This is a genomic window from Stenotrophomonas sp. STEN022 (genome assembly GCF_056760155.1).
In genome coordinates, this window is record NZ_JBRREG010000092.1 from 1 (window position 1) to 19,379 (window position 19,379).

Consider the following 19,379-nt stretch of genomic DNA (forward strand, 5'->3'; position numbering starts at 1 on the left):
GGCGGCGCGCGGCTGGTTTGTTGTTTTTGTGGGTGTGCCCCCCCCCCCCCCCCCCGCCGCCCCCCGCCCCCCCCCCCCCCCCCCCCCCCCCCCCCCCCCCCCCCCCCCCTACGCTCCCTCCCTTTCGCGAAGCGAAGGGGAGGGCTGGGGAGGGGTAAGCTCTTTGCCGGATTGACGGTCTATCGGTAAGGTCCCTGCCGAGCATGGCTCGGCACTACATGTTTGCTATTGGATATGACTGACAAGATTGCTTTGCACTACATCGACGAGGCGTTGCTGGTCGCGGAGAAGCCGGCAGGGCTGTTGTCCGTGCCCGGGCGCCTGCCGGAAAACCAGGACTGCGTTGTTTCGCGCCTGCAGCTGGAACATCCGGATGCGTTGACCGTGCATCGGCTGGATCAGGTGACCTCGGGTTTGATGCTGTATGCACGCGGCAAGGCGATGCAGGTTGCCTTGTCCAAGCAGTTTGAACAGCGCCAAGTCAGCAAGCGCTATGAAGTGTTGGTGCAGGGACTGGTCGAGGCCGAATCCGGCGAAATCGATCTGCCGCTGATCTGCGATTGGCCGAACCGGCCGAAGCAGATGGTGAGCTTTGAACTGGGCAAGCCGTCGTTGACGCGTTGGCGGGTAGTGGCGCGCGATGTTGCTGCGCAGACCTCGCGGCTTGAGCTGGAACCGGTGACCGGCCGCAGCCATCAGCTGCGGCTGCACCTGGCCAGCATTGGCCATCCGATTGTGGGCGATGCGATGTATGACGCGCAGCTCGCGCCTAGGGTTTGCCTGCATGCGCGGCGCTTGGGGTTTGTGCATCCGCTGAGTGGGGAGATGTTGGAGTTTGTTTCGGAGTGCCCTTTCTAAGGCGGAGGCTGCTCTTGCTAGAAGCTTCCCCTCACCCCAACCCCTCTCCCGCATGCGGGAGAGGGGCCAGCAAAGCGTCGGCTGCCAGTGCACTAGCCCCTCTCCCGTTTACGGGAGAGGGGTTGGGGTGAGGGCGAGCTTTTAGCTTTCAGCTCATCGCCCAAGGCCCATAGTCCCGAAATTTCCGCCCCCGAGCCTTTGGTCTTAAGACCATCGTCGCAAGGAGTCCAAGCCATCCCCCAGACTATGCTCGGCACACAGCCAGAGAGTTGCCGGAGGGTGTCGTGCAGTACGAGCAGATCTACCGCCGTTCCATCGAAGAGCCGGAAGCGTTCTGGGCTGAAGAAGCCAAGGCGATCCACTGGCATCGCCCGCCGCAGCAGATCCTGGATTACTCCAATCCACCGTTCCGGCGTTGGTTTGTCGGTGGCGAAACCAACCTCTGCTACAACGCGGTAGACCGGCATCTGGCCGAGCGCGCCGACCAGCTGGCGCTGGTCGCCATCTCCACCGAAACCAACATCACCCGCGAACTCACTTACCGCGACCTGCATCGCGAAGTGAATGCCTTCGCCGCGGTATTGCTCAAACTCGATGTCGGCCGTGGCGATCGCGTCGTCATCTACATGCCGAACATGGCCGAGGCGGTGTTCGCGATGCTGGCCTGCGCGCGCATCGGTGCGGTGCACTCGGTCGTCTTCGGTGGTTTCGCCGCGCACAACCTGGCGCTGCGTATCGACGATGCAAAGCCAAAACTGCTGATCGCTGCCGATGCCGGCATGCGCGGTGGCAAGGTCATTCCGTACAAGGCGATGGTGGATGCTGCCTGCGCTGAAGCCACTACGCCGCCACCCAAGGTGCTGATCGTCTCGCGCGGTCTTGATGCAGCAGAACCGCGCATCGTCGGCCGCGACGAGGACTATGCGCAGCTGCGTGCGCAGGTTGGTGACGTCGAGGTGCCGGTGCAATGGCTGGAGTCCAACGAGCCGAGCTATCTGCTGTACACCTCCGGCACCACCGGCAAGCCGAAGGGCGTGCAACGCGATGTCGGTGGCTATGCAGTGGCGATGGCGCAGTCGATGCGCACGGTGTTTGATTGCGCGCCGGGCCAGGTGATGTTCTCCACCTCTGATGTCGGCTGGGCGGTTGGGCATTCGTATAACGTCTATGGTCCCTTGATCGGTGGTTGCACTTCGCTGTTGTACGAAGGCCTGCCGATCAATCCGGATGCAGGCATCTGGTGGGCGCTGTGCGAACAGTACGGCGTGCGCACGATGTTCTCTTCGCCGACCGCGATCCGCGTGCTGAAAAAGCACGATGTCGATTTCATCGACCGTCATGACCTGTCCGAGCTGAAGTACCTGTTCCTGGCCGGTGAGCCGCTGGATGAGCCGACCGCGAAGTGGATCACCGGCGCGCTGCATAAGCCGGTCATAGACAATTACTGGCAGACCGAAACCGGCTGGCCGGCATTGACCTTGTTGCCGGGGCTGGAAATGAAGCCGGTCAAGTTCGGCTCACCGGGCTTGCCGAATCTGGGCTACAAAATGAAGGTCATCGACGAGCAGAGCGGTGCCGAAGTGCCGCCCGGGCAGAAGGGCGTGCTGGTCATCCAGCCGCCGTTGCCGCCGGGCTGCATGAGCACGATCTGGAACGATGACGAGCGTTTCCTGAAAAGCTACTTCGGTCACTTCAAGGAGCTGCTGTACAGCTCGCTGGACTGGGCCATCCGCGATGAAGACGGCTATACCTTCATCCTTGGTCGCACCGATGACGTGATCAATGTGGCCGGGCACCGGCTAGGCACGCGCGAGATCGAGGAAGCCATATCCGCCCATCCGCGGGTGGCCGAGGCGGCGGTGATCGGCGTGCATGACGAACTGAAGGGGCAGGTGCCGCTGGTCTTCGTCACCTTGAAGCAGGCCAAGCCTGAGGATGATGGCGAGCAGTTGGCTGCGGAAATGGTGCAACAGGTCACCCATTCGCTGGGCGCGGTGGCGCGGCCGGCGCAGGTACATATCGTCAATGCGCTTCCCAAGACCCGTTCGGGTAAGCTGCTGAGGCGTTCATTGCAGGCATTGGCGGAACGGCGTGACCCGGGCGATCTGTCGACACTCGACGACCCGGGCGCACTGGAGGAAATCCGCCGCGCGCTGGGGAAATAGCGCGCAACCAGGCCGCAAGGCTGCGGTGCAGCGGTGATCGCAAGGGGGCGGTACGCGGGCAGATGTTGGGCATTTCCCGGAGCGGGGGCTTCTGGATGATGCGCACGTACCGTATTGCGATGCACAAAAGAGGGAGGGGGAATGGCATTCATCTACGCCAAGACGGCCGCTGGTCGTCTGGAGATCGAGAACCGTGGCTTGAAGCTGGCACCGGCATTGCGTTCGGTGCTGTTGCTGGTCGACGGGCAGCGCGATGCGCGCGAGCTGCAGCAGATGGCACAAGGCCTGCGCGCGCCGGACGACGTATTGCAGCAATTGGCTGCACTGGAATTGATCGACGCGGTCGCAGGCAGCGCTGACAAGGCACCGGTATTGCCGGTTACCACCCAGCTCGGCGACGATCCGCTGCGCTACCAGCAGCTGCGCGACTGGATGGCCGAATCGGTGCGCAAGCATCTGGGCCTGAAGGGCTATCTGATCCAGTTGAAGATCGACCGCAGCAAGACCGCGGTGAGCCTGGAGCAGTTATGGCCGGAACTGGCCACGGCACTGGGCAAGGCCAAGAGCCCGGCATTTGCGAGCCGCTGGTTGGAAGAGACACGCGCGCTGGTCGTTGGCTGACTTATCGGCTGTGGCTTGGCTGTAGCGGCAGGCCGCCGCGACGCATGGGCACTATCATGGTGGCAGGTTCATCATGGGAGTGCCCTGCATGGCACAGGAAAACAGCGGCGAGATCAGCACTGCGGGCTGGGATGCGATCAACGCGGCAATGGCCGCGCTCTACCCGGGGCAGGAGCCACGGCATTTCGGCACGCTGCTGTCGCATACGCTGGGTGGCAACGATCCGCTGGACGGCATCAGCGTCTATTGGAGCGAGTCGCCGCGTCCGCATTGGCACTACGTCAGCTACGGATTTTCCGAGTTGTACGACAAGCAGAGCGATGACCCACAGGAGAGCGGCTTCGGATTCGAGCTGACGTTCCGTCTTGCTGCCCAGGCAGGTGACGGCAAAAGCGGCGAGCCGCCGGCGTGGCCGATGAACCTGATGCAGAACCTTGCGCGCTACGTCTTCAACAGCGGCAATGTGTTCGAAGCAGGTCACCATCTCGATGCCAACGGGCCCATCGCGTTGGATACCGATACCAAGCTGCGGCACCTCGCCTTTGTCGCCGACCCGCAGTTGCAGTCCATCGATACTGCCAACGGCCGTCTGAACTTCCTGCAACTGGTGGGTGTGACCGACGAGGAGATGGCGGCGATCAAGCGTTGGTCCACGCTCGGTGCGTTGGCGGTCATGGAGACTGCAATGCCGCTATGGATCACCGAGCTTGAGCGCGATTCCCTGCTGGCTGATCCCGCCATCGCCGCGCAGCTGGAAGCGGGCAGCCAGCGCGAAGGATCGAGCACCGGCATGTTGTTCGTGGAAACGCTGGCGTGGTCGGTCGAAGGTGCAACCACCACGCTGGTGTTGGGCGCGGGGCAGGTTGCAAGCGTGCTCGAGCTGCTGCCGCTGCGGCTGCATCACGACAAGCCGCTGGTGGTGCTTGGCAAGGACCGCCAGTGGCGGTTTGAGCAGGGCCTGGTCGACGACGTGCAGAGTGATGGCGACAGCGCGCGCTGTGTGCTGTCCGATGCCAGCCTGCAGGCGATGCTGGACAGCGTGCGTGCCAAGCGCGGTCTGTATCCGCTGCCGGGTGGCAGGCTGCAGATCGAAGTACGGCCGACCTTGCTGCGTGATGGGCAAGGTGGCGTGATCCGCGAGATTGGTTGATCCTGCAGTCGCTGTGGCATCCATTGCGCAGCGGCGTCAGCGGTGGCGCGCCGCAGGCAAGGAGAATTCGAAGGCCGCACCTTCGTCGCTGTCGAGCAGGCGGATCTGGCGATGGTGCAGCTGCAGGATGCGGTGCACGATCAACAAGCCCAGGCCACCACTGTCCGGTCGCTGGCTGCCCAGCGCCGGTAGTGTGCTGAACAGTTGATCGCGGCGTGCTGCGGGAATGCCTGGGCCGGTATCGGACACACTGACCTGCACATCGCCATCGAGCGCGCGCAACGCCACCTTGATGCGGCCGCCAGCCGGTGTATGCCGGATCGCGTTGTCGAGCAGGTTGGTCAGTACCCGCTCGATCAGGCCGAGGTCGGCTTCCACCGGCGGCAGGCCGGCGGGGATCACTGCTGCAAGTTGCTGCTGGCGTGACTGTGCGGCCAGTTCGAATTTCTGGAAGACGTCCTGGACAAGATCCGGCAGCGAGAACGCCTGCAGTTCCAGCGTCACGCCACCATGTTCCAGTCGCGCCAGCTCGAACAAGGCCTGTGCGAGCCGCCCGACCTTATGACTCTGCGACAGCGCGATGCCCAGGTAGCGCTGGCGTTCCTCGCTGCTGAGGCTGGCGTCCTTGAGGGCGAGGGTTTCCAAATAGCCGTGCAATGACGACAGCGGTGTGCGCAGGTCATGCGACAGGTTGGCGACCAGTTCGCGACGCTGCAGGTCCTGCTGCCGCAGCTGCTGCCATTGCTCGCTGACGCGTTGGCTGAGATGGGCAAAGCTGTGTTGCAGGATGCTCAGCTCGTCGCGCTCGCCGGCACGCAGTGGCGTCGGCGGCAGGGGCAGGCGTGGGTCGGCGCTGTCCACGTCGAAAGATTGGATGCGACGGGTAAGCTGGCGTAGTGGCCGGGTCACCCAGCGGAACGCGATCACTCCAGCCAGCAGCCCGATCACGGCGACGATCGCCAGCGACCATAGCGTGGTGCGCAGATTGCTATTGGCAGCGATGTCAGCGGCCAGTGCTTCACGTTGCTCGCCGACCAGCACCACATAGATGTAGCCGACCTGGCGGCCCTGCACCCACAGCGGTGCTGCATTGAATACCTTGCGGCCGCTGCTGCTGCGCGGGTCGTCGCCGAAGATCGGCAGTTTTTCGCCGTTGAGCAGGGCCTGCACCGGCGCCAGGTCAACGCGGTCCCGCTTGAGGTGGCCTTCCGGCGCGTCATGGCCGAGGATGCGGCCTGCGTCATCCAGCAGATAGACCTCGACGCTGGGATTGACCGACATCAGCTTGCCGAACAGGGCGCGTACTTCGCCGTCGCGGATGCCGCGCGCATCCATCAATTCGCCGCTGCGGGCGATGTGCTCGGCCAGGCCGCGTGACAGGCGCTGCACGGTTTCCTGCTCGTGCATGCGGTTGCTGCGCATCTGTATCCAGGCCAGCGCGCCGCAGCAGATCAACAGCAGCGCGCAGAACACCAAGGTCAATCGCTGCGAAAGCGTCAGCCGGTTCATGCCGTGCTCCCGTCGTCGCTCGCCAGTTTGTAGCCACGTCCCCATACCGTGAGAATGCGCTTGGGTGCTGCCGGGTCGTGCTCGATCTTGTTGCGCAGGCGGTTGATGTGGGTGTTGACGGTGTGTTCGTAGCCATCATGCTGATGGCCCCATACCTGGTTGAGCAGCTCCATCCGCGAATACACCTGGTCGGGATGACGGGCGAAGAAATACAGCAGGTCGAACTCGCGCGGGGTGAGCTCCAGCGGGCGCGCTTCAACCTGCGCGGTGCGTGCGACCGGATCGATGCGCAGGCCGGCAACTTCGATTGCACCGGCATCGATGCGCGCGTTCTGCGCCATCGCTTCTACACGTCGCAGCAAGGCCTTTACCCGCGCTACCAGCTCCAGCATCGAAAATGGTTTGGCCAGGTAGTCGTCGGCGCCCAGTTCCAGACCGAGGATGCGGTGCAGTTCGCTGGCGCGCGCGCTGGTGATGATGATCGGTGTGTAGCGCGTCATTGCGCGGGCGCGGCGGCAGATTTCCAGGCCGTCCACGCCGGGCAGCATCAGGTCCAGCACCAGCGCATCCCATTGCCCGCTTTCCAGCAGGCGCACGCCGTCATCACCGCTGGCCGCATGGGTGACGTCATAGCCTTCGTCACGCAGGTGCATGCGCAGCAGGTTGGCGATGTGGACATCGTCTTCGACGATCAGGATGCGTTTGCTGCTGCTCATCGACGCCTGCGGCCGTTGGGGGATGGCTGGCATTGTGCTTGGACAGGCGCGCGGATGTGTCACGAAGAATTTAACTCTGCGTGAGGATTCCTTGACCTGCCCGGGCGCAGCATGGCCACATCGTCCCTGGCTGGAGAACGTCCATGTCGCTCACCCGTCGCAAGCTGCTCGGTATCGGTGGCATGGCCGCCGCTGCTGGCGTGCTGGGCCTCACTGCCTGCAATGGTCCAGCACCGGCAGCACCCGCGCGCGGCGCCGTGTTTGAGGTGATGCGCAGCGACGCCCAATGGCGCCAGCAGCTCACCCCCGCGCAGTACACGGTGCTGCGCCAGCAGGGCACCGAACGGGCCTTCAGCAGCCCGCTCAACAACGAGCACCGGCGTGGCACCTTCAACTGTGCGGGCTGCGCGCTGCCGCTGTTCTCCTCGGCCACCAAGTTCGACAGCGGTACCGGCTGGCCCAGCTTCTGGGCACCGCTACATGGCGCGGTAGGCGAGGACCGCGATACCTCCTATGGCATGACCCGGGTGGCGGTGCATTGCCGGCGCTGTGGTGGCCATCTGGGCCATGTCTTCGAAGACGGCCCGCGCCCGACCGGGCTGCGTTACTGCATGAACGGCGTGGCCCTGCAATTCGTCGCGGCCTGAGCGCCGCCTCCCTCATTCAAGAAGGACGTTTCCATGTTCCTGTTGGTCCTGGCCTATCTCGGCGGTGTACTTACCCTACTCAGCCCCTGCATCCTGCCGGTGCTGCCGTTTGTGTTCGCACGTGCGGACCGGCCGTTCCTGCGTAGTGGGTTGCCACTGCTGGTCGGCATGGCGTTGATGTTCGCGGTGGTCGCCAGCCTGGCGGCGGTGGGCAGTCAGTGGGTGGCGCAGGCCAACCAGATCGGGCGTTGGATCGCGCTGGTGGTGATGGCGCTGTTCGCCGTCGCGCTGCTGTGGCCGGCGTTGGCAGACCGGCTGCTGGCGCCGCTGCAGCGTCTGGGCGCGCGCCTGGGCGCAGCCGCCGATGCCGGGCAGGGCGGCGTGCTGAGCTCGCTGCTGATCGGTGTTGCCACCGGCTTGTTGTGGGCACCCTGCGCTGGGCCGATCCTTGGCCTGATCCTGACTGGCGCAGCGCTGCAGGGGGCAAATGTCGGCACGACCGGCTTGCTGCTGGCCTATGCGCTGGGTGCGGCGACCTCGCTGGCCTTGGCGGTGTGGATAGGCGGGCGTGTGTTCACCGCCTTGAAGCAACGGCTGGGCGTGGGCGAATGGATTCGTCGTGGTCTGGGCATTGCCGCCTTGCTGGCGGTGCTGGCAATTGCGATGGGTTGGGACACCGGCCTGCTGACGCGGTTGTCCACGGTCAGCACGGCCAGGCTGGAACAGAAGCTGCTGGATGCACTGCCTGCGCAACAACCCGCTGCAGGCCCGGCGATGATGATGATGGCCGGCGATGCCAAGGGCGATGCCAGCCTGCCGGTGGAAGGCGAGCTGCCGTCGCTGGCCGGCGCCACCGGCTGGTTGAACAGCCCACCGCTGGATGCGCAGCAACTGCGCGGCAAGGTGGTGCTGGTCGATTTCTGGACCTATTCCTGCATCAACTGCCTGCGTGCCATGCCCTATGTGCGCGAGTGGGCCGAACGTTACAAGGATCATGGACTGGTGGTGATCGGCGTACATGCGCCGGAGTTCGCCTTCGAGCGCGATCTGGGCAATGTGCAGCGCGCGGTGACAGATCTGAAGGTCACTTACCCGGTCGCCATCGACAATGACTTCGCGATCTGGCGCGGCTTCAACAACAGGTATTGGCCGGCGCATTACTTCATCGATGCACAGGGACGCATCCGCGCCCATCATTTCGGTGAGGGCAACTACGCGCAGTCCGAGCAGATCATCCGTCAGCTGCTGCGCGAGGCCGGCAACAGTTTGCCGGGTGACACGGCACCGGAGGTGCGCATGGCCGGAAGTGGCGTCGAACGGCAGGCGGACATGAGCAGTTTGAAGTCGCCGGAAACCTACATCGGCCATGGCCGCGCCGAGCACTTCGCCTCGCCGGGTGGCATGCAGGCCGGGCAGGTCGCCGCATACGCCGTGCCGATGCAGCTGCAGCTCAATCAATGGGCGCTGGGCGGGCAGTGGCGCATCGGCGAGGAAGACGCGCAGCTGGAACAGGCGGGCGGGCGGATTGCATTCCGCTTCCATGCGCGTGACCTGCATCTGGTGCTGGCGCCACAGGAACCGGCGCGGCCGGTGCGCTTCCGCGTGCGTATTGACGGTCAGGCACCGCTGGCGGCGGCTGGCAGCGACGTATCCGCGCAGGGCGAGGGCACGGTGGACCAGAACCGCCTGTACCAATTGATCCGCCAGAACGGCGACGTGCGCGAACGCACATTCGAGATCGAGTTCCTCGATCCGGGCGTGCGCGCCTATGCCTTCACTTTCGGTTGAATGGAGGAGACACGTGATGAGAATCGCCACGGACAAACTGGTCGCCGGTGGCATCGCAGCGGCGGTTGCTGGGCTGTTGCTGGCCGCAGTGTTCACGCTGGATCGCACGGCGCAGGCAGCGCCGATGTCGGTCACGTTGCCAGCACCCACTGGCGCAGCTGACCTGCAGCAAGCCGGCGTCAAACAGGCAAAGGTCGTGTTTGCCGGCGGCTGCTTCTGGGGTGTGCAGGGCGTGTTCCAGCACATCACCGGCGTGGACAACGCGGTGTCCGGCTACATCGGTGGCAGCGCTGCCGATGCCACGTATACGCGGGTGAGCAGTGGCGGCAGTGGGCATGCCGAAGCCGTGCAGGTCAGCTACGACCCCTCGCAGGTCAGCTATGGGCAGCTGCTGCAGGTGTTCTTCTCGGTGGTGCACGATCCGACCCAGCTCAACCGGCAGGGGCCGGACCATGGCAGCCAGTACCGTTCGGCCATCTATGCTGATGATGCCGCACAGCGTGATGCGGCGCGCGCCTATATCGCGCAACTACAGCGCAGCAAGGTGTTCGCTGCGCCATTGGTCACCCAGGTCGATGGTGGCAAGGTGTTTCATGCGGCCGAGGGCTATCACCAGAACTACCTGACCCTGCATCCGGAGGCGGCCTACATCCGCATCAATGATCTGCCCAAGGTCGCCGCGTTGAAGCAGCAGTATCCGGCGCTGTACCGCGAACGGCCGCGGCTGGTGATGAGCGTGTCGGCGCGATAGCCGCGGGAATGCCACAAACGCAACGGGCCGCCGGTCATGCAACCGGCGGCCCGTGTATGTTCAGCGCTTGTGTCTTGGATCAGCTCAGGCCTTCAGCCTTGAGCGCGGCCTGCACGGCGGGATCGGCCAGCATGCGCTGTTCGAAGCGGTCCAGTGCGTCCATGCCGGTCAGGTCGATCTTCAGGCCACGTGCCCAGCGCAGGGTCACGTAGGTGTAGGCATCGGCGATCGAGGCGCGCGGGGTGCCGCCGAGCCAGTCGACCTCGGCCAGTCGGTCATTGATGCGCTGGTACAGGGCCGTCAGCTTCTGCCGCGAGTTCTCCTGGGTACGGGCGATGACCGCCTCGTCTTCCAGGTACTTGGTCGAGCCGAAGATCGGGTAGTAGGTCGGGTGCAGGTCGGCGTTGACGAAGGACAGCCAGCGATTGACCTCGGCGCGGGTGCGCGGGTCGTTGCCGCCTTCCAGACCGGCAGCCGGGGCCTTGTCACAGATGTAGTGCAGGATGGCCGCGTTCTGGGTCAGGAACCAGCCGCCGTCTTCCAGCATCGGCACGGCGCCGGCCGGGTTCTTCTTCAGATACTCGGGCGACTTCATGGTCGCGTAGTCCACGATCTGCAGCTCGAACGGCAGGCCCGACCAGATCAGCGCGATATGGTCGGCCAGCGAACAAGCGCCGGGCTTGGTGTAGAGCTTCATCAGAGCTACCTCGGGAGTTGAAAGACCCGGGCATTATCGCCACAAGCGCGTAACGCAGTGTGTCCATGATTGGCACAGACAGTGCGTTACGCGTTCAGTCTGCTCAGGAGGCGCGCGGCTTCAGCGACTGCACCTTGTAGAAGGTGTGCCCACCGATGGTGGCTACCTGGTAGGCGTTGCGCCAGCTCGGGCTGGCGATGGCGTGGGCGGCGAAGTGGCTGGCGCCCGGCACGATCTCCTTGCGCTGGCCATTGGGCAGGGCCCAGTTGCGCTCGGCGGCAAAGGCCACGTCCACGGCTTCGGCCCAGGCATCGTTGTTGCGCAGCTGGGTGCCGGGGGCGACCAGGGTCGGGGCGAACTGCTTGCGCGCGGTCACCACCTGGCACATCGAGTCACCCCACAGACCGCTGTCCAGCCGCCGCAGGGCGACTTCGGCCACGGCCTGCTGGCCGCGTAGGGTCTGGTCGCGGGCTTCCAGATAGACGGTGGTGCTCAAGCACAACGAATCGGCTGCTGGCTGCGGCAACATCTGCGACAACCAAAGAATCCAAGCCAGTTTCATAAATCTCCTTGCTCCGTATGGGCCGCAACCTGCCTGTTCCCAACTGGGAACCTGACAGCAACGACTTGGCGTTATGGGGAGGCGGCCTGGCATCGGGGCCGCCCCGTGGGCAGCCCTCAATCAGATTGGGGAGGGCTGCGCCTGCTCACCAGAACTGGTGGGTGAGCGGAAGTTGGCGCAAGGTAGGGGGGCAATCCAAAACTCATCCTGAACGACTATTGTTGACATTCAGGTTTGTTGGTGGGGTCAAATCTGGTTCGCGGCTGCGCATTCAGCTTCGCTGCGGCGGTCTGCAAAGGCCAGTGCAAGCGATGTTGGTACGCTGGGAAAAAGCGATGCGCATCGCGCTTTTTCCCAAATTCCGGCCTTTTTCGGAGGTTTCCCGGTTCTGTGCGCTTGCCAGCATGCTGGCAAGTCGTTCGGGGAGGCGAGCAGCCCCGGGCGCTTGGGCAGTGCCCGGGCGGGAGAAAAATGAATCGCTTTGTTGTTGGATCAGAGCGCAGCGGCCAGACGACTGCCCTGGTCGATCGCCCGCTTGGCATCCAGTTCGGCAGCGACATCCGCGCCACCGATGACATGGACGCTGCGGCCGGTGGCCTGTAGAGCGTCGGCCAGCTCGCGGCGTGGCTCCTGACCGGCGCAGATCACCACGGTGCCGACGTCCAGCAGCTGCTCCTGGCCATCCACGCGGATGCGCAGGCCGGCATCGTCCACACCAAGGTACTCGACGCCGCCAAGCATCTTCACGCCCTTGGCCTTGAGCGTGGCGCGGTGGATCCAGCCGGTGGTCTTGCCGAGCTTGGCGCCGGGCTTGCCGGGGCTGCGCTGCAGCAGCCAGACCTTGCGGGCGGGTGCTTCCGGTTGCGGCTTGGCCAGTGCGCCACGGCTCTCAAAGCTGGCGTCCACGCCCCATTCGGCCATCCAGCGGGCCGGGTCCAGGGCCGGTGACGGGCCTTCATGGACCAGGAACTCGCCGACATCGAAGCCGATGCCGCCGGCGCCAATGATGGCCACCTTGTCGGCGGCCTTGACCCGGCCCAGCAATATATCCAGATAGCTGACCACCATTGGATGATCGGTGCCGGGGAAGGCCACCTTGCGCGGGCTGATGCCGGTGGCGATCACCACCTCGTCGAAGTCACTCAATGCCTTGGCATCGGCGCGGGTGTTCAAACGTACGTCTACCCCGGTTTCGGCCAACTGGTGGCGGAAGTAACGCAGGGTTTCGTGGAACTCTTCCTTGCCGGGGATGCGCTTGGCCACATTGAACTGGCCACCGATCTCGTCGGCCGCATCAAACAAGGTCACCTTGTGGCCGCGGCCGGCGGCGACGGTGGCGCAGGCCAGCCCGGCTGGACCGGCGCCGACTACGGCGACGCGCTTGGGTGCGCTGGTCGGCAGGTAGACCAGCTCGGTTTCGTGCGCGGCGCGTGGGTTGACCAGGCAGCTGGCACGCTTCTGCTGGAACACATGATCCAGGCAGGCCTGGTTGCAGGCGATGCAGGTATTGATCGCCTCGGGCTTGCCGGCCTTGGCCTTGGCCGGCCATTCGGGATCGGCCAGCAGTGGCCGTGCCAGCGACACCATGTCGGCGCCGCCACCGGCGAGGATGCCTTCGGCCACCTCAGGCATGTTGATGCGGTTGGTGGCGATCAGCGGAATGCCGACATGCGGCTTGAGCTTGGCGGTGACACCCGCAAACGCCGCGCGCGGGACCGAGGTAGCAATGGTCGGAATGCGCGCCTCGTGCCAGCCGATGCCGGAATTGAGCAGGGTCGCACCGGCCGCTTCGATGGCCTTGGCCTGCTGCACGATCTCCTGCCAGTTGCTGCCGTCCTCGACCAGATCCACCAGCGACAGCCGGTAGATAATGATGAAGTCCGGGCCGCAGGCCTCGCGGATGCGGCGCACGATCTCCACCGCAAAGCGCATGCGCCTGGCCGGGTCGCCGCCCCAGGCGTCGTTGCGGCCATTGGTGCGCGGGGCGATGAACTCGTTGATCAGATAGCCTTCCGAGCCCATCACCTCAACGCCGTCGTAACCGGCATCACGTGCGTATTTGGCGGCGCGGGCGTAGTCGGCGATATGTCGCTCAACGCCGCCGGCCGACAGCGCGCGCGGGGTGAACGGATTGATCGGTGCCTTGCGCTTGGACGGGGCCACCTGCAGCGGGTGGTAGCCGTAGCGACCGGCATGCAGCAGCTGCAGGCAGATCTTGGCGCCATGGCCGTGGACAGCAGCAGTTACCTGACGATGGCGGCTGACTTCCCACGGCCAGGACAGCTTGCTGCCGAACGGCGCCAGCCAGCCAACCATGTTGGGTGCGAAGCCACCGGTGACCAGCAGCGCCGCGCCGCCGGCCGCGCGCTCACCGAAGTAGGCAGCCAGCTTGGGGAAGTCGCGCGCGTGGTCTTCCAGCCCGGTATGCATCGAGCCCATCAGGATGCGATTGCGCAGTTGGGTGAAGCCCAGATCCAGCGGGGCAAACAGGTGCGGATAGGCGGTGTCGTTGGCTGGCGTCATGCTGGATACGCTTGCGTATGGAATGACCCATTCTGACTGGCAATGCGGCTGGCCTCAATCCTTGCTGTTTTCACCGAGCTTGCTGACTGCGCGGCGACCTTATCAAGGAGCGGGTGCAGCGGCTGTCGGTCGAGGATGCCGGTCGAACAAGGGCAGGGTGATGCCGCAAAGTGGCCCGATCAGCAGTGCGAATGCCAGCGTGCCCCAGCCGACATTGCCGCCCAGCCACCAACCCACTGCCAGTGCGCAGGCTTCAATCAGGGTGCGCACCTTCCAGATCGCCCAACCGGTACGGGCATGCAAGCCGGTCATCAGGCCATCGCGCGGGCCAGGTCCAAAGCGCGCACCGATATAGAGTCCGGTGGCCACCGCCAGCAGCACCAGCCCTGCGGCGAACAACAGCAGCTGCCACAGCAGGTCTTGCGCCGCGGGCAGCAGATTCAGGCCCAACTGCGCGCTGGGGCCGATCAACAACACGTTGAGTACGGTGCCAAGTCCCGGTTTCTGCCGTAGCGGCAGCCACATCAGCAGTACGCAGACGCCGACCAGGTTGGTGATCAGGCCGAAGCCCCAGCCGCTGCGCAGCGCGATCCCTTGGCTCAATACATCCCAGGGCGCGATGCCGATGCCGGCACGGATCATCAAGGAAGAGGCGATACCAAACAGGAACAGGCCCAGCAGCAGTTGCAGCAGGCGCGAGACGAGTATCAGGGAAGGCATGGTCCGAGGATCAGAGTGCTGCCTGCAGCGCAGACATATAGATAGAGGCGTTGCGCCACATCTGCGTGGCGCAACGTGCTGTGGCGTGTAGCTCAGTCCCAGCCTTCCAGTGCCAGTTTGCCGATGGTGCTGCCGGCCTCCATCTGGCGGTGGGCCTGGCGCAGGTTTTCTGCGTTGATCGTGCCCAGGCGCTCACTGAGGGTGGTACGCAGTTCGCCTGCGTCGATCAGGCTGGCCGCGCGGGTCAGGATGCGGTGCTGCTCGATCATGTCCGCGGTGCGGAAGCGGGCGCGGGCAAACATGAATTCCCAGTGGATACCGATGCACTTGGCTTTATAGGGATCGCCGATACGCAGCTCACCGGCAGGCTCGACGATCAGCCCGACATGGCCCTGCGGCGCAAGCAGTTCGCCCAGCTGTTGCCAGTACAGATCGGTATTGGCCAGATTCAGTGCCGCATCCACGCTGCTGATGCCCAGCGCCTGCAGCTGTGTCGCCAACGGCTGACGATGATCGATTACGTGGGTCGCCCCCATCTGCTCGCACCATTGCACGCTTTGCGGGCGGGAGGCGGTGGCCACCACGGTGAAACCGGCATGACGGCCAAGCTGTATCGCCATCGAACCCACGCCGCCGGCACCGCCAATCACCAGCAAGGTCTTGCCGACATTGCGGCGCCCGTCCAGCTGATAGGGCATGCGCTGGAACAGCAGTTCCCATGCAGTAAGCGTGGTCAATGGCAATGCGGCTGCTTCGGCGAAGTCCAGGGTGGTTGGTTTGCGACCCACCAGGCGTTCGTCCACCAGTTGCAATTGCGCGTTGCAACCCGGACGGGTGACGTCACCGGCGTAATAAACCTCATCGCCAATTTCAAACGCAGTCACCTCAGGACCTACCGCGACCACGGTGCCTGCGGCGTCAAAGCCGAGTATCCGGGGTGGGTTTTCCTCGCCCGGCTTGGCGCCGCGCAGTTTGGCGTCCACCGGATTGACAGAAACAGCCTGAACCTGAACAAGCAAGTCCTGGCCAGACGGCGCAGCTGGGACGGGCAGGGTCAGGTCCAGCAATGCGTCCGGTTCATCAATGGGGAGATAGTGGGTCAGGCCGATTGCTTTCATGCGGAAAAGTTCCGTGGCGGGGGAGCAAAATCATCATACCGAGCAAACGATTCAGCTGGCGGTAACCGGCGACGCAAGCCCTGTTAATAAAGGGTTTGTCACAGGAAATCAGCTGCGCCGCAGCATTTTCCCGGGAAGCCTTGCGATAGCTGACTCTTGCGTCCTTTGATCAAGCTGTATACGTTGCGCCAAGCCGGACACGTAGGGGTCTGGTGGTCGCTGCATTTGTTACGAGCCTGTTAACATCGCCTTCACGGCCAAGCGCATAATGTGCACCGCGATGGCGTGAGGAAACGGCCGTCTCTGAACGCGACGAAGAATATCGCTGTGCTGGACCATGCCTCTACCGGTTTCATACCCCCGAAACAAGGAGCTGTATTTCATGAACAAGAAGATCCTTACTGCCGCGCTGCTCGGTGGTCTGGCTTTCGCCCAGGCCGCTTCGGCTCAGGAATTTGACGACCGCTGGTACCTGACCGGTTCGGCCGGCTTCAACTTCCAGGACGGCGATCGTGGCACCAACGACGCCCCGTTCGCCACGCTGGGTCTGGGCAAGTTCATCAGCCCGAACTGGTCGCTGGACGGTGAGCTGAACTATCAGAACCCGAACTTCGACAACAACCAGGACCAGAACTGGTCGCAGTACGGCGTTTCGCTGGACCTGCGTCGCCACTTCATCCAGGAAGGCCGTGGCTGGAACCCGTACCTGCTGGCAGGTCTGGGCTACCAGAAGTCGGAAGAAGAGTACCAGTCCGGCGGCCTGCTGAAGGATCGCAAGGACGGCAACCTGGCCGCCAAGGTCGGCGTTGGTCTGCAGACCACCTTCGAAAAGCGCGTCGCTGTGCGTGCTGAACTGGCTTACCGCGCTGACTTCGACGACCAGAGCATTGCTCCGAACCTGACCGGCTCCAAGAACCAGGATTGGTTCGGCGACGTGCTGGCTTCGGTTGGCGTCGTGATCCCGCTGGGCCCGGCTCCGACCGCCGCTGTTGCTCCGGCACCGGCTCCGGTTGCTCCGAGCTGCGCAGACCTGGATGACGACGGTGACGGCGTCAACAACTGCGACGACAAGTGCCCGACCTCGCAGCCTGGCCAGACCATTGGTCCGGACGGTTGCCCGGTGCCGGTCTCGATCGATCTGAAGGGTGTCAACTTCGATTTCGACAAGGCCACCCTGCGTCCGGACGCCGTGTCGATCCTGAGCGAAGCCACCGAGATCCTGAAGCGTTACCCGGATCTGCGCGTTGAAGTTGCCGGTCACACCGACTCGAAGGGTACCGACGCTTACAACCAGAAGCTGTCCGAGCGTCGCGCCAAGGCTGTGTACGACTACCTGACCACCAACGGTGTGTCGGCTGCTCGTCTGCAGGGCCCGATCGGCTACGGCGAGAGCCGTCCGATTGCTCCGAACACCAATGCTGATGGTTCGGACAACCCGGAAGGTCGCGCAAAGAACCGTCGTACCGAGCTGAACGTCCAGAACTAATCGGACGCTTCGGTTTCAGTACCATAGTTTGAGAACAAGGCCCGGCATCTGCCGGGCCTTGTTTGTTTCTGCGTCGGCGGCTTTTCCTGCGCGTAATTTGTGTGACGTCGGCGGATAATCGCGATTTGCGCGCATATAACGGTTGAAAGCGCTGCGGGCGCTGCCTACACTCGCCGCGTTAACTTGCCGAATGGAAATTCAATGCTGCGTATCGCTCTGGCTGGTCTTGTCGCCCTGGCATTTGTGCCTGCCGCCCATGCAGCCGTGGATTGCTCGGCCAGTTCAGTGACGCCGGCACCGCTGGCGACCTCGTTGATCGCACCGGTGGCGTCGGAGCTGTATGTGCGTCCGGGCCAGTTGGGCATGCCGTCGGGTGTGCTGAGCTCGGCTGGTGGTGATGAGCAGTCGCTGGACCGCGTGCTGATGCGCCTGCGCGTTGAGAGCTGCAACAACGTGGCCAACGCCATTCCGGCGCGTCCGGCAATCAACGCCAACGATCCGGCTGCCTACAAGCCGCAGACCGAGTTCGACAACACGCCGTGGCGTTTTGACATGAGCCAGAACGGCAAGCGCATGACCGCCGAAGAATTCGATGCCTGGATGAAGGCGCGCGGTGTGCGCGTGGTCAAGGCGCGTCCGGCCCCGACCGATCCGGCTGCAGCACCGGCTGCCGCGCAGCCAGCCGCCGAGGTCAAGTAAGGCGGCAACAGCCGCTCGCAGCCCCGATGTCGTCGTCCAAGCCGCCGTATTCTCCGCACGCCCGCCGCGCAACACCCGGCGGGCGTTTGCTTTCGCGCGCGCCCAACAGCGCTGCGCGCGCTGGCAAGGCCGCCCCTGCCGGGGTTCGGCATGGTCTTGCACGGGTGCTGTCCAAGGCTGGTGTTTGCTCGCGCACCGAAGCTGCGCGGCGGGTGCTCGATGGCCGCGTCAGCGTGGATGGCAAGGTGGTGCGTGACCCGGAGTTTCCGGTGATTGCCGGTCGCCAGCAGGTGTTGCTGGACGGCTTGCCGTTGTCAGCACCGCGACGACTCTATCTGGCCTTGAACAAGCCGCGTGGTCTGGTCACCACGGTGCAGGACGAGCAGGGCCGCGACACCGTCTACCAGTGTTTCGAGGGAGCCGGGCTGCCGTGGATGGCGCCGGTAGGGCGCCTGGACAAGGCCAGTGAAGGCCTGCTGTTCTTCAGCAATGATCCGGAGTGGGCGGCGCGTCTCACCGAGCCCAGTACCGGCCCATTGAAAACCTACCGGGTACAGGTAGATGCTGTGCCCGATGCGGCGTTGCTCGAGCGTATGCACGCAGGCATCGACGACGAGGGCGAAAGCCTGGCGGCGCATTCGGTACAGCTGCTGCGGCATGGCGAACGTACCGCCTGGTTGGAGGTGGTGCTGGACGAGGGCCGCAACCGCCACATCCGGCGCCTGCTCAAGGCCTTGGGGCTGGAAGTACTGCGTTTGATGCGGGTGGCGATAGGGCCGGTGCAGTTGGGGGAGCTGGGCAAGGGCCAATGGCGGGAGTTGAGCCTGGCAGAGCTGAATGCGCTGCAGGCTGCCAGCAAAACAACGCATGTCAGTGCGAGTGACTAAGTTCAATAAATTCAGATAAATAGCTGCACTTGGTGAGATGGTGGATTAGACTGCGACTCTAATTACTTGAGGTTATTGCCATGCAAGCTCTTTCCCGTGTCTCTGGCTTCGTTCTCGTGGCGGCTTCGCTTGCGGTGTTGGCCGGTTGCGCCAGTTCGGGCAAGAAGGCTGCGAAAGTCGATGACAAGGTGATCGAAGTGCGGGTGGAGACGCCGCTGGCCGAGAAGGATTCACTGGGCAATTACCGTTTCATGATGCAGCAGGGCGAGCAGAAGATGAGCGCCGATCAGTTCGATGCCTGGATGAAGGCCAATGGCATCCGCGTCGCCAAGGGCGCCGCCGTGCCGGCACCTGCAGCGCCTGCCAAGAAGAACTGAGAGCAACACCTGTAGTGTGGGGGGGGGGGGGGGGGGGGGGGGGGGGGGGGGTGGGGGGGGGGGGGGGAGGCGCGGGGCGGGCAGGAGGGGCCCGGGGGCGAGGGA

At 64.2% G+C, this 19,379-nt stretch carries 18 protein-coding genes; 11 read left to right on the top strand and 7 right to left on the bottom strand.

What is annotated here, in order from left to right; all coding sequences use genetic code 11:
- Positions 1-234: 234 nt before the first annotated feature.
- The 4 genes from ACVOMF_RS16865 (at position 235) to ACVOMF_RS16880 (ending at position 4,794) form a co-directional block, all read left to right on the top strand.
- The gene (locus ACVOMF_RS16865; RefSeq protein WP_481510293.1) at positions 235-858 is read left to right on the top strand and encodes an RluA family pseudouridine synthase; all 624 of its coding nucleotides are present in this window, start codon (positions 235-237) and stop codon (positions 856-858) included.
- 284 nt (positions 859-1,142) lie between these two features.
- Positions 1,143-3,023: a propionate--CoA ligase gene (gene prpE, locus ACVOMF_RS16870; RefSeq protein WP_481510294.1), complete on the top strand. Its 1,881-nt coding sequence runs from the start codon at positions 1,143-1,145 to the stop codon at positions 3,021-3,023.
- Positions 3,024-3,164: 141 nt separating this feature from the next.
- Positions 3,165-3,644, top strand: coding sequence for a hypothetical protein (locus ACVOMF_RS16875; protein WP_481510295.1), 480 nt, complete (start codon positions 3,165-3,167; stop codon positions 3,642-3,644).
- Positions 3,645-3,732: 88 nt separating this feature from the next.
- Positions 3,733-4,794: a suppressor of fused domain protein gene (locus tag ACVOMF_RS16880; protein WP_481510296.1), complete on the top strand. Its 1,062-nt coding sequence runs from the start codon at positions 3,733-3,735 to the stop codon at positions 4,792-4,794.
- A gap of 36 nt (positions 4,795-4,830) precedes the next feature.
- On the opposite strand, the gene ACVOMF_RS16885 is transcribed toward ACVOMF_RS16880, so the two are convergent.
- Both ACVOMF_RS16885 and ACVOMF_RS16890 read right to left on the bottom strand, forming a co-directional pair.
- Positions 4,831-6,303 (bottom strand): sensor histidine kinase, encoded by a 1,473-nt coding sequence (locus tag ACVOMF_RS16885; protein ID WP_481510297.1) that lies wholly within the window; start codon positions 6,301-6,303, stop codon positions 4,831-4,833.
- Complete coding sequence (locus ACVOMF_RS16890) at positions 6,300-7,019, bottom strand: response regulator transcription factor (protein WP_481510298.1); 720 nt, start codon at positions 7,017-7,019, stop codon at positions 6,300-6,302. Before ACVOMF_RS16890 ends, ACVOMF_RS16885 begins: the two co-directional genes overlap by 4 nt.
- 143 nt (positions 7,020-7,162) lie before the next feature.
- On the opposite strand from ACVOMF_RS16890, the gene msrB reads away from it, so the two are divergent.
- From msrB to msrA, 3 genes are read left to right on the top strand one after another with little or no spacing between them, the layout of a single operon-like run.
- On the top strand, positions 7,163-7,666 hold the full coding sequence (msrB, locus tag ACVOMF_RS16895; protein WP_481510299.1) for a peptide-methionine (R)-S-oxide reductase MsrB: 504 nt from the start codon (positions 7,163-7,165) through the stop codon (positions 7,664-7,666).
- A 33-nt stretch (positions 7,667-7,699) separates the two neighbouring features.
- Positions 7,700-9,454, top strand: coding sequence for a cytochrome c biogenesis protein DipZ (locus ACVOMF_RS16900; RefSeq protein WP_481510300.1), 1,755 nt, complete (start codon positions 7,700-7,702; stop codon positions 9,452-9,454).
- A 16-nt stretch (positions 9,455-9,470) separates the two neighbouring features.
- A complete protein-coding gene (msrA, locus tag ACVOMF_RS16905; protein ID WP_481510301.1) occupies positions 9,471-10,205 on the top strand; it encodes a peptide-methionine (S)-S-oxide reductase MsrA in 735 nt (244 codons plus the stop codon).
- Between the two features lie 79 nt (positions 10,206-10,284).
- On the opposite strand, the gene ACVOMF_RS16910 is transcribed toward msrA, so the two are convergent.
- From ACVOMF_RS16910 to ACVOMF_RS16930, 5 genes are all read right to left on the bottom strand, one after another.
- Positions 10,285-10,902, bottom strand: coding sequence for a glutathione S-transferase family protein (locus ACVOMF_RS16910; RefSeq protein WP_481510302.1), 618 nt, complete (start codon positions 10,900-10,902; stop codon positions 10,285-10,287).
- Between the two features lie 103 nt (positions 10,903-11,005).
- Positions 11,006-11,464 carry a cell wall hydrolase gene (locus tag ACVOMF_RS16915; RefSeq protein ID WP_057629626.1) on the bottom strand — a complete coding sequence of 153 codons (459 nt, stop codon included), beginning with the start codon at positions 11,462-11,464 and terminating at the stop codon, positions 11,006-11,008.
- A 492-nt stretch (positions 11,465-11,956) separates the two neighbouring features.
- Positions 11,957-13,987, bottom strand: coding sequence for an oxidoreductase (locus ACVOMF_RS16920; RefSeq protein WP_481510303.1), 2,031 nt, complete (start codon positions 13,985-13,987; stop codon positions 11,957-11,959).
- A gap of 102 nt (positions 13,988-14,089) precedes the next feature.
- Positions 14,090-14,707, bottom strand: a complete 618-nt coding sequence (yczE, locus tag ACVOMF_RS16925; RefSeq protein ID WP_481510304.1) for a membrane protein YczE — start codon at positions 14,705-14,707, stop codon at positions 14,090-14,092.
- A gap of 92 nt (positions 14,708-14,799) precedes the next feature.
- Complete coding sequence (locus tag ACVOMF_RS16930) at positions 14,800-15,825, bottom strand: zinc-binding alcohol dehydrogenase family protein (protein WP_481510305.1); 1,026 nt, start codon at positions 15,823-15,825, stop codon at positions 14,800-14,802.
- Positions 15,826-16,207: 382 nt separating this feature from the next.
- Between ACVOMF_RS16930 and ACVOMF_RS16935 the strand changes: the two genes are divergently transcribed.
- The 4 genes from ACVOMF_RS16935 to ACVOMF_RS16950 all read left to right on the top strand — a co-directional run bounded on the left by ACVOMF_RS16935 (position 16,208) and on the right by ACVOMF_RS16950 (position 19,274).
- Positions 16,208-17,311, top strand: coding sequence for an OmpA family protein (locus tag ACVOMF_RS16935; RefSeq protein ID WP_481510306.1), 1,104 nt, complete (start codon positions 16,208-16,210; stop codon positions 17,309-17,311).
- Positions 17,312-17,512: 201 nt separating this feature from the next.
- Positions 17,513-18,010: a hypothetical protein gene (locus ACVOMF_RS16940; protein WP_481510307.1), complete on the top strand. Its 498-nt coding sequence runs from the start codon at positions 17,513-17,515 to the stop codon at positions 18,008-18,010.
- 26 nt (positions 18,011-18,036) lie between these two features.
- Positions 18,037-18,897 (top strand): pseudouridine synthase, encoded by an 861-nt coding sequence (locus ACVOMF_RS16945; RefSeq protein ID WP_481510308.1) that lies wholly within the window; start codon positions 18,037-18,039, stop codon positions 18,895-18,897.
- Between the two features lie 80 nt (positions 18,898-18,977).
- Entirely contained in the window at positions 18,978-19,274 is a 297-nt protein-coding gene (locus tag ACVOMF_RS16950) for a hypothetical protein (protein ID WP_481510309.1), read from the top strand.
- The last annotated feature ends 105 nt before the right edge of the window (positions 19,275-19,379 follow it).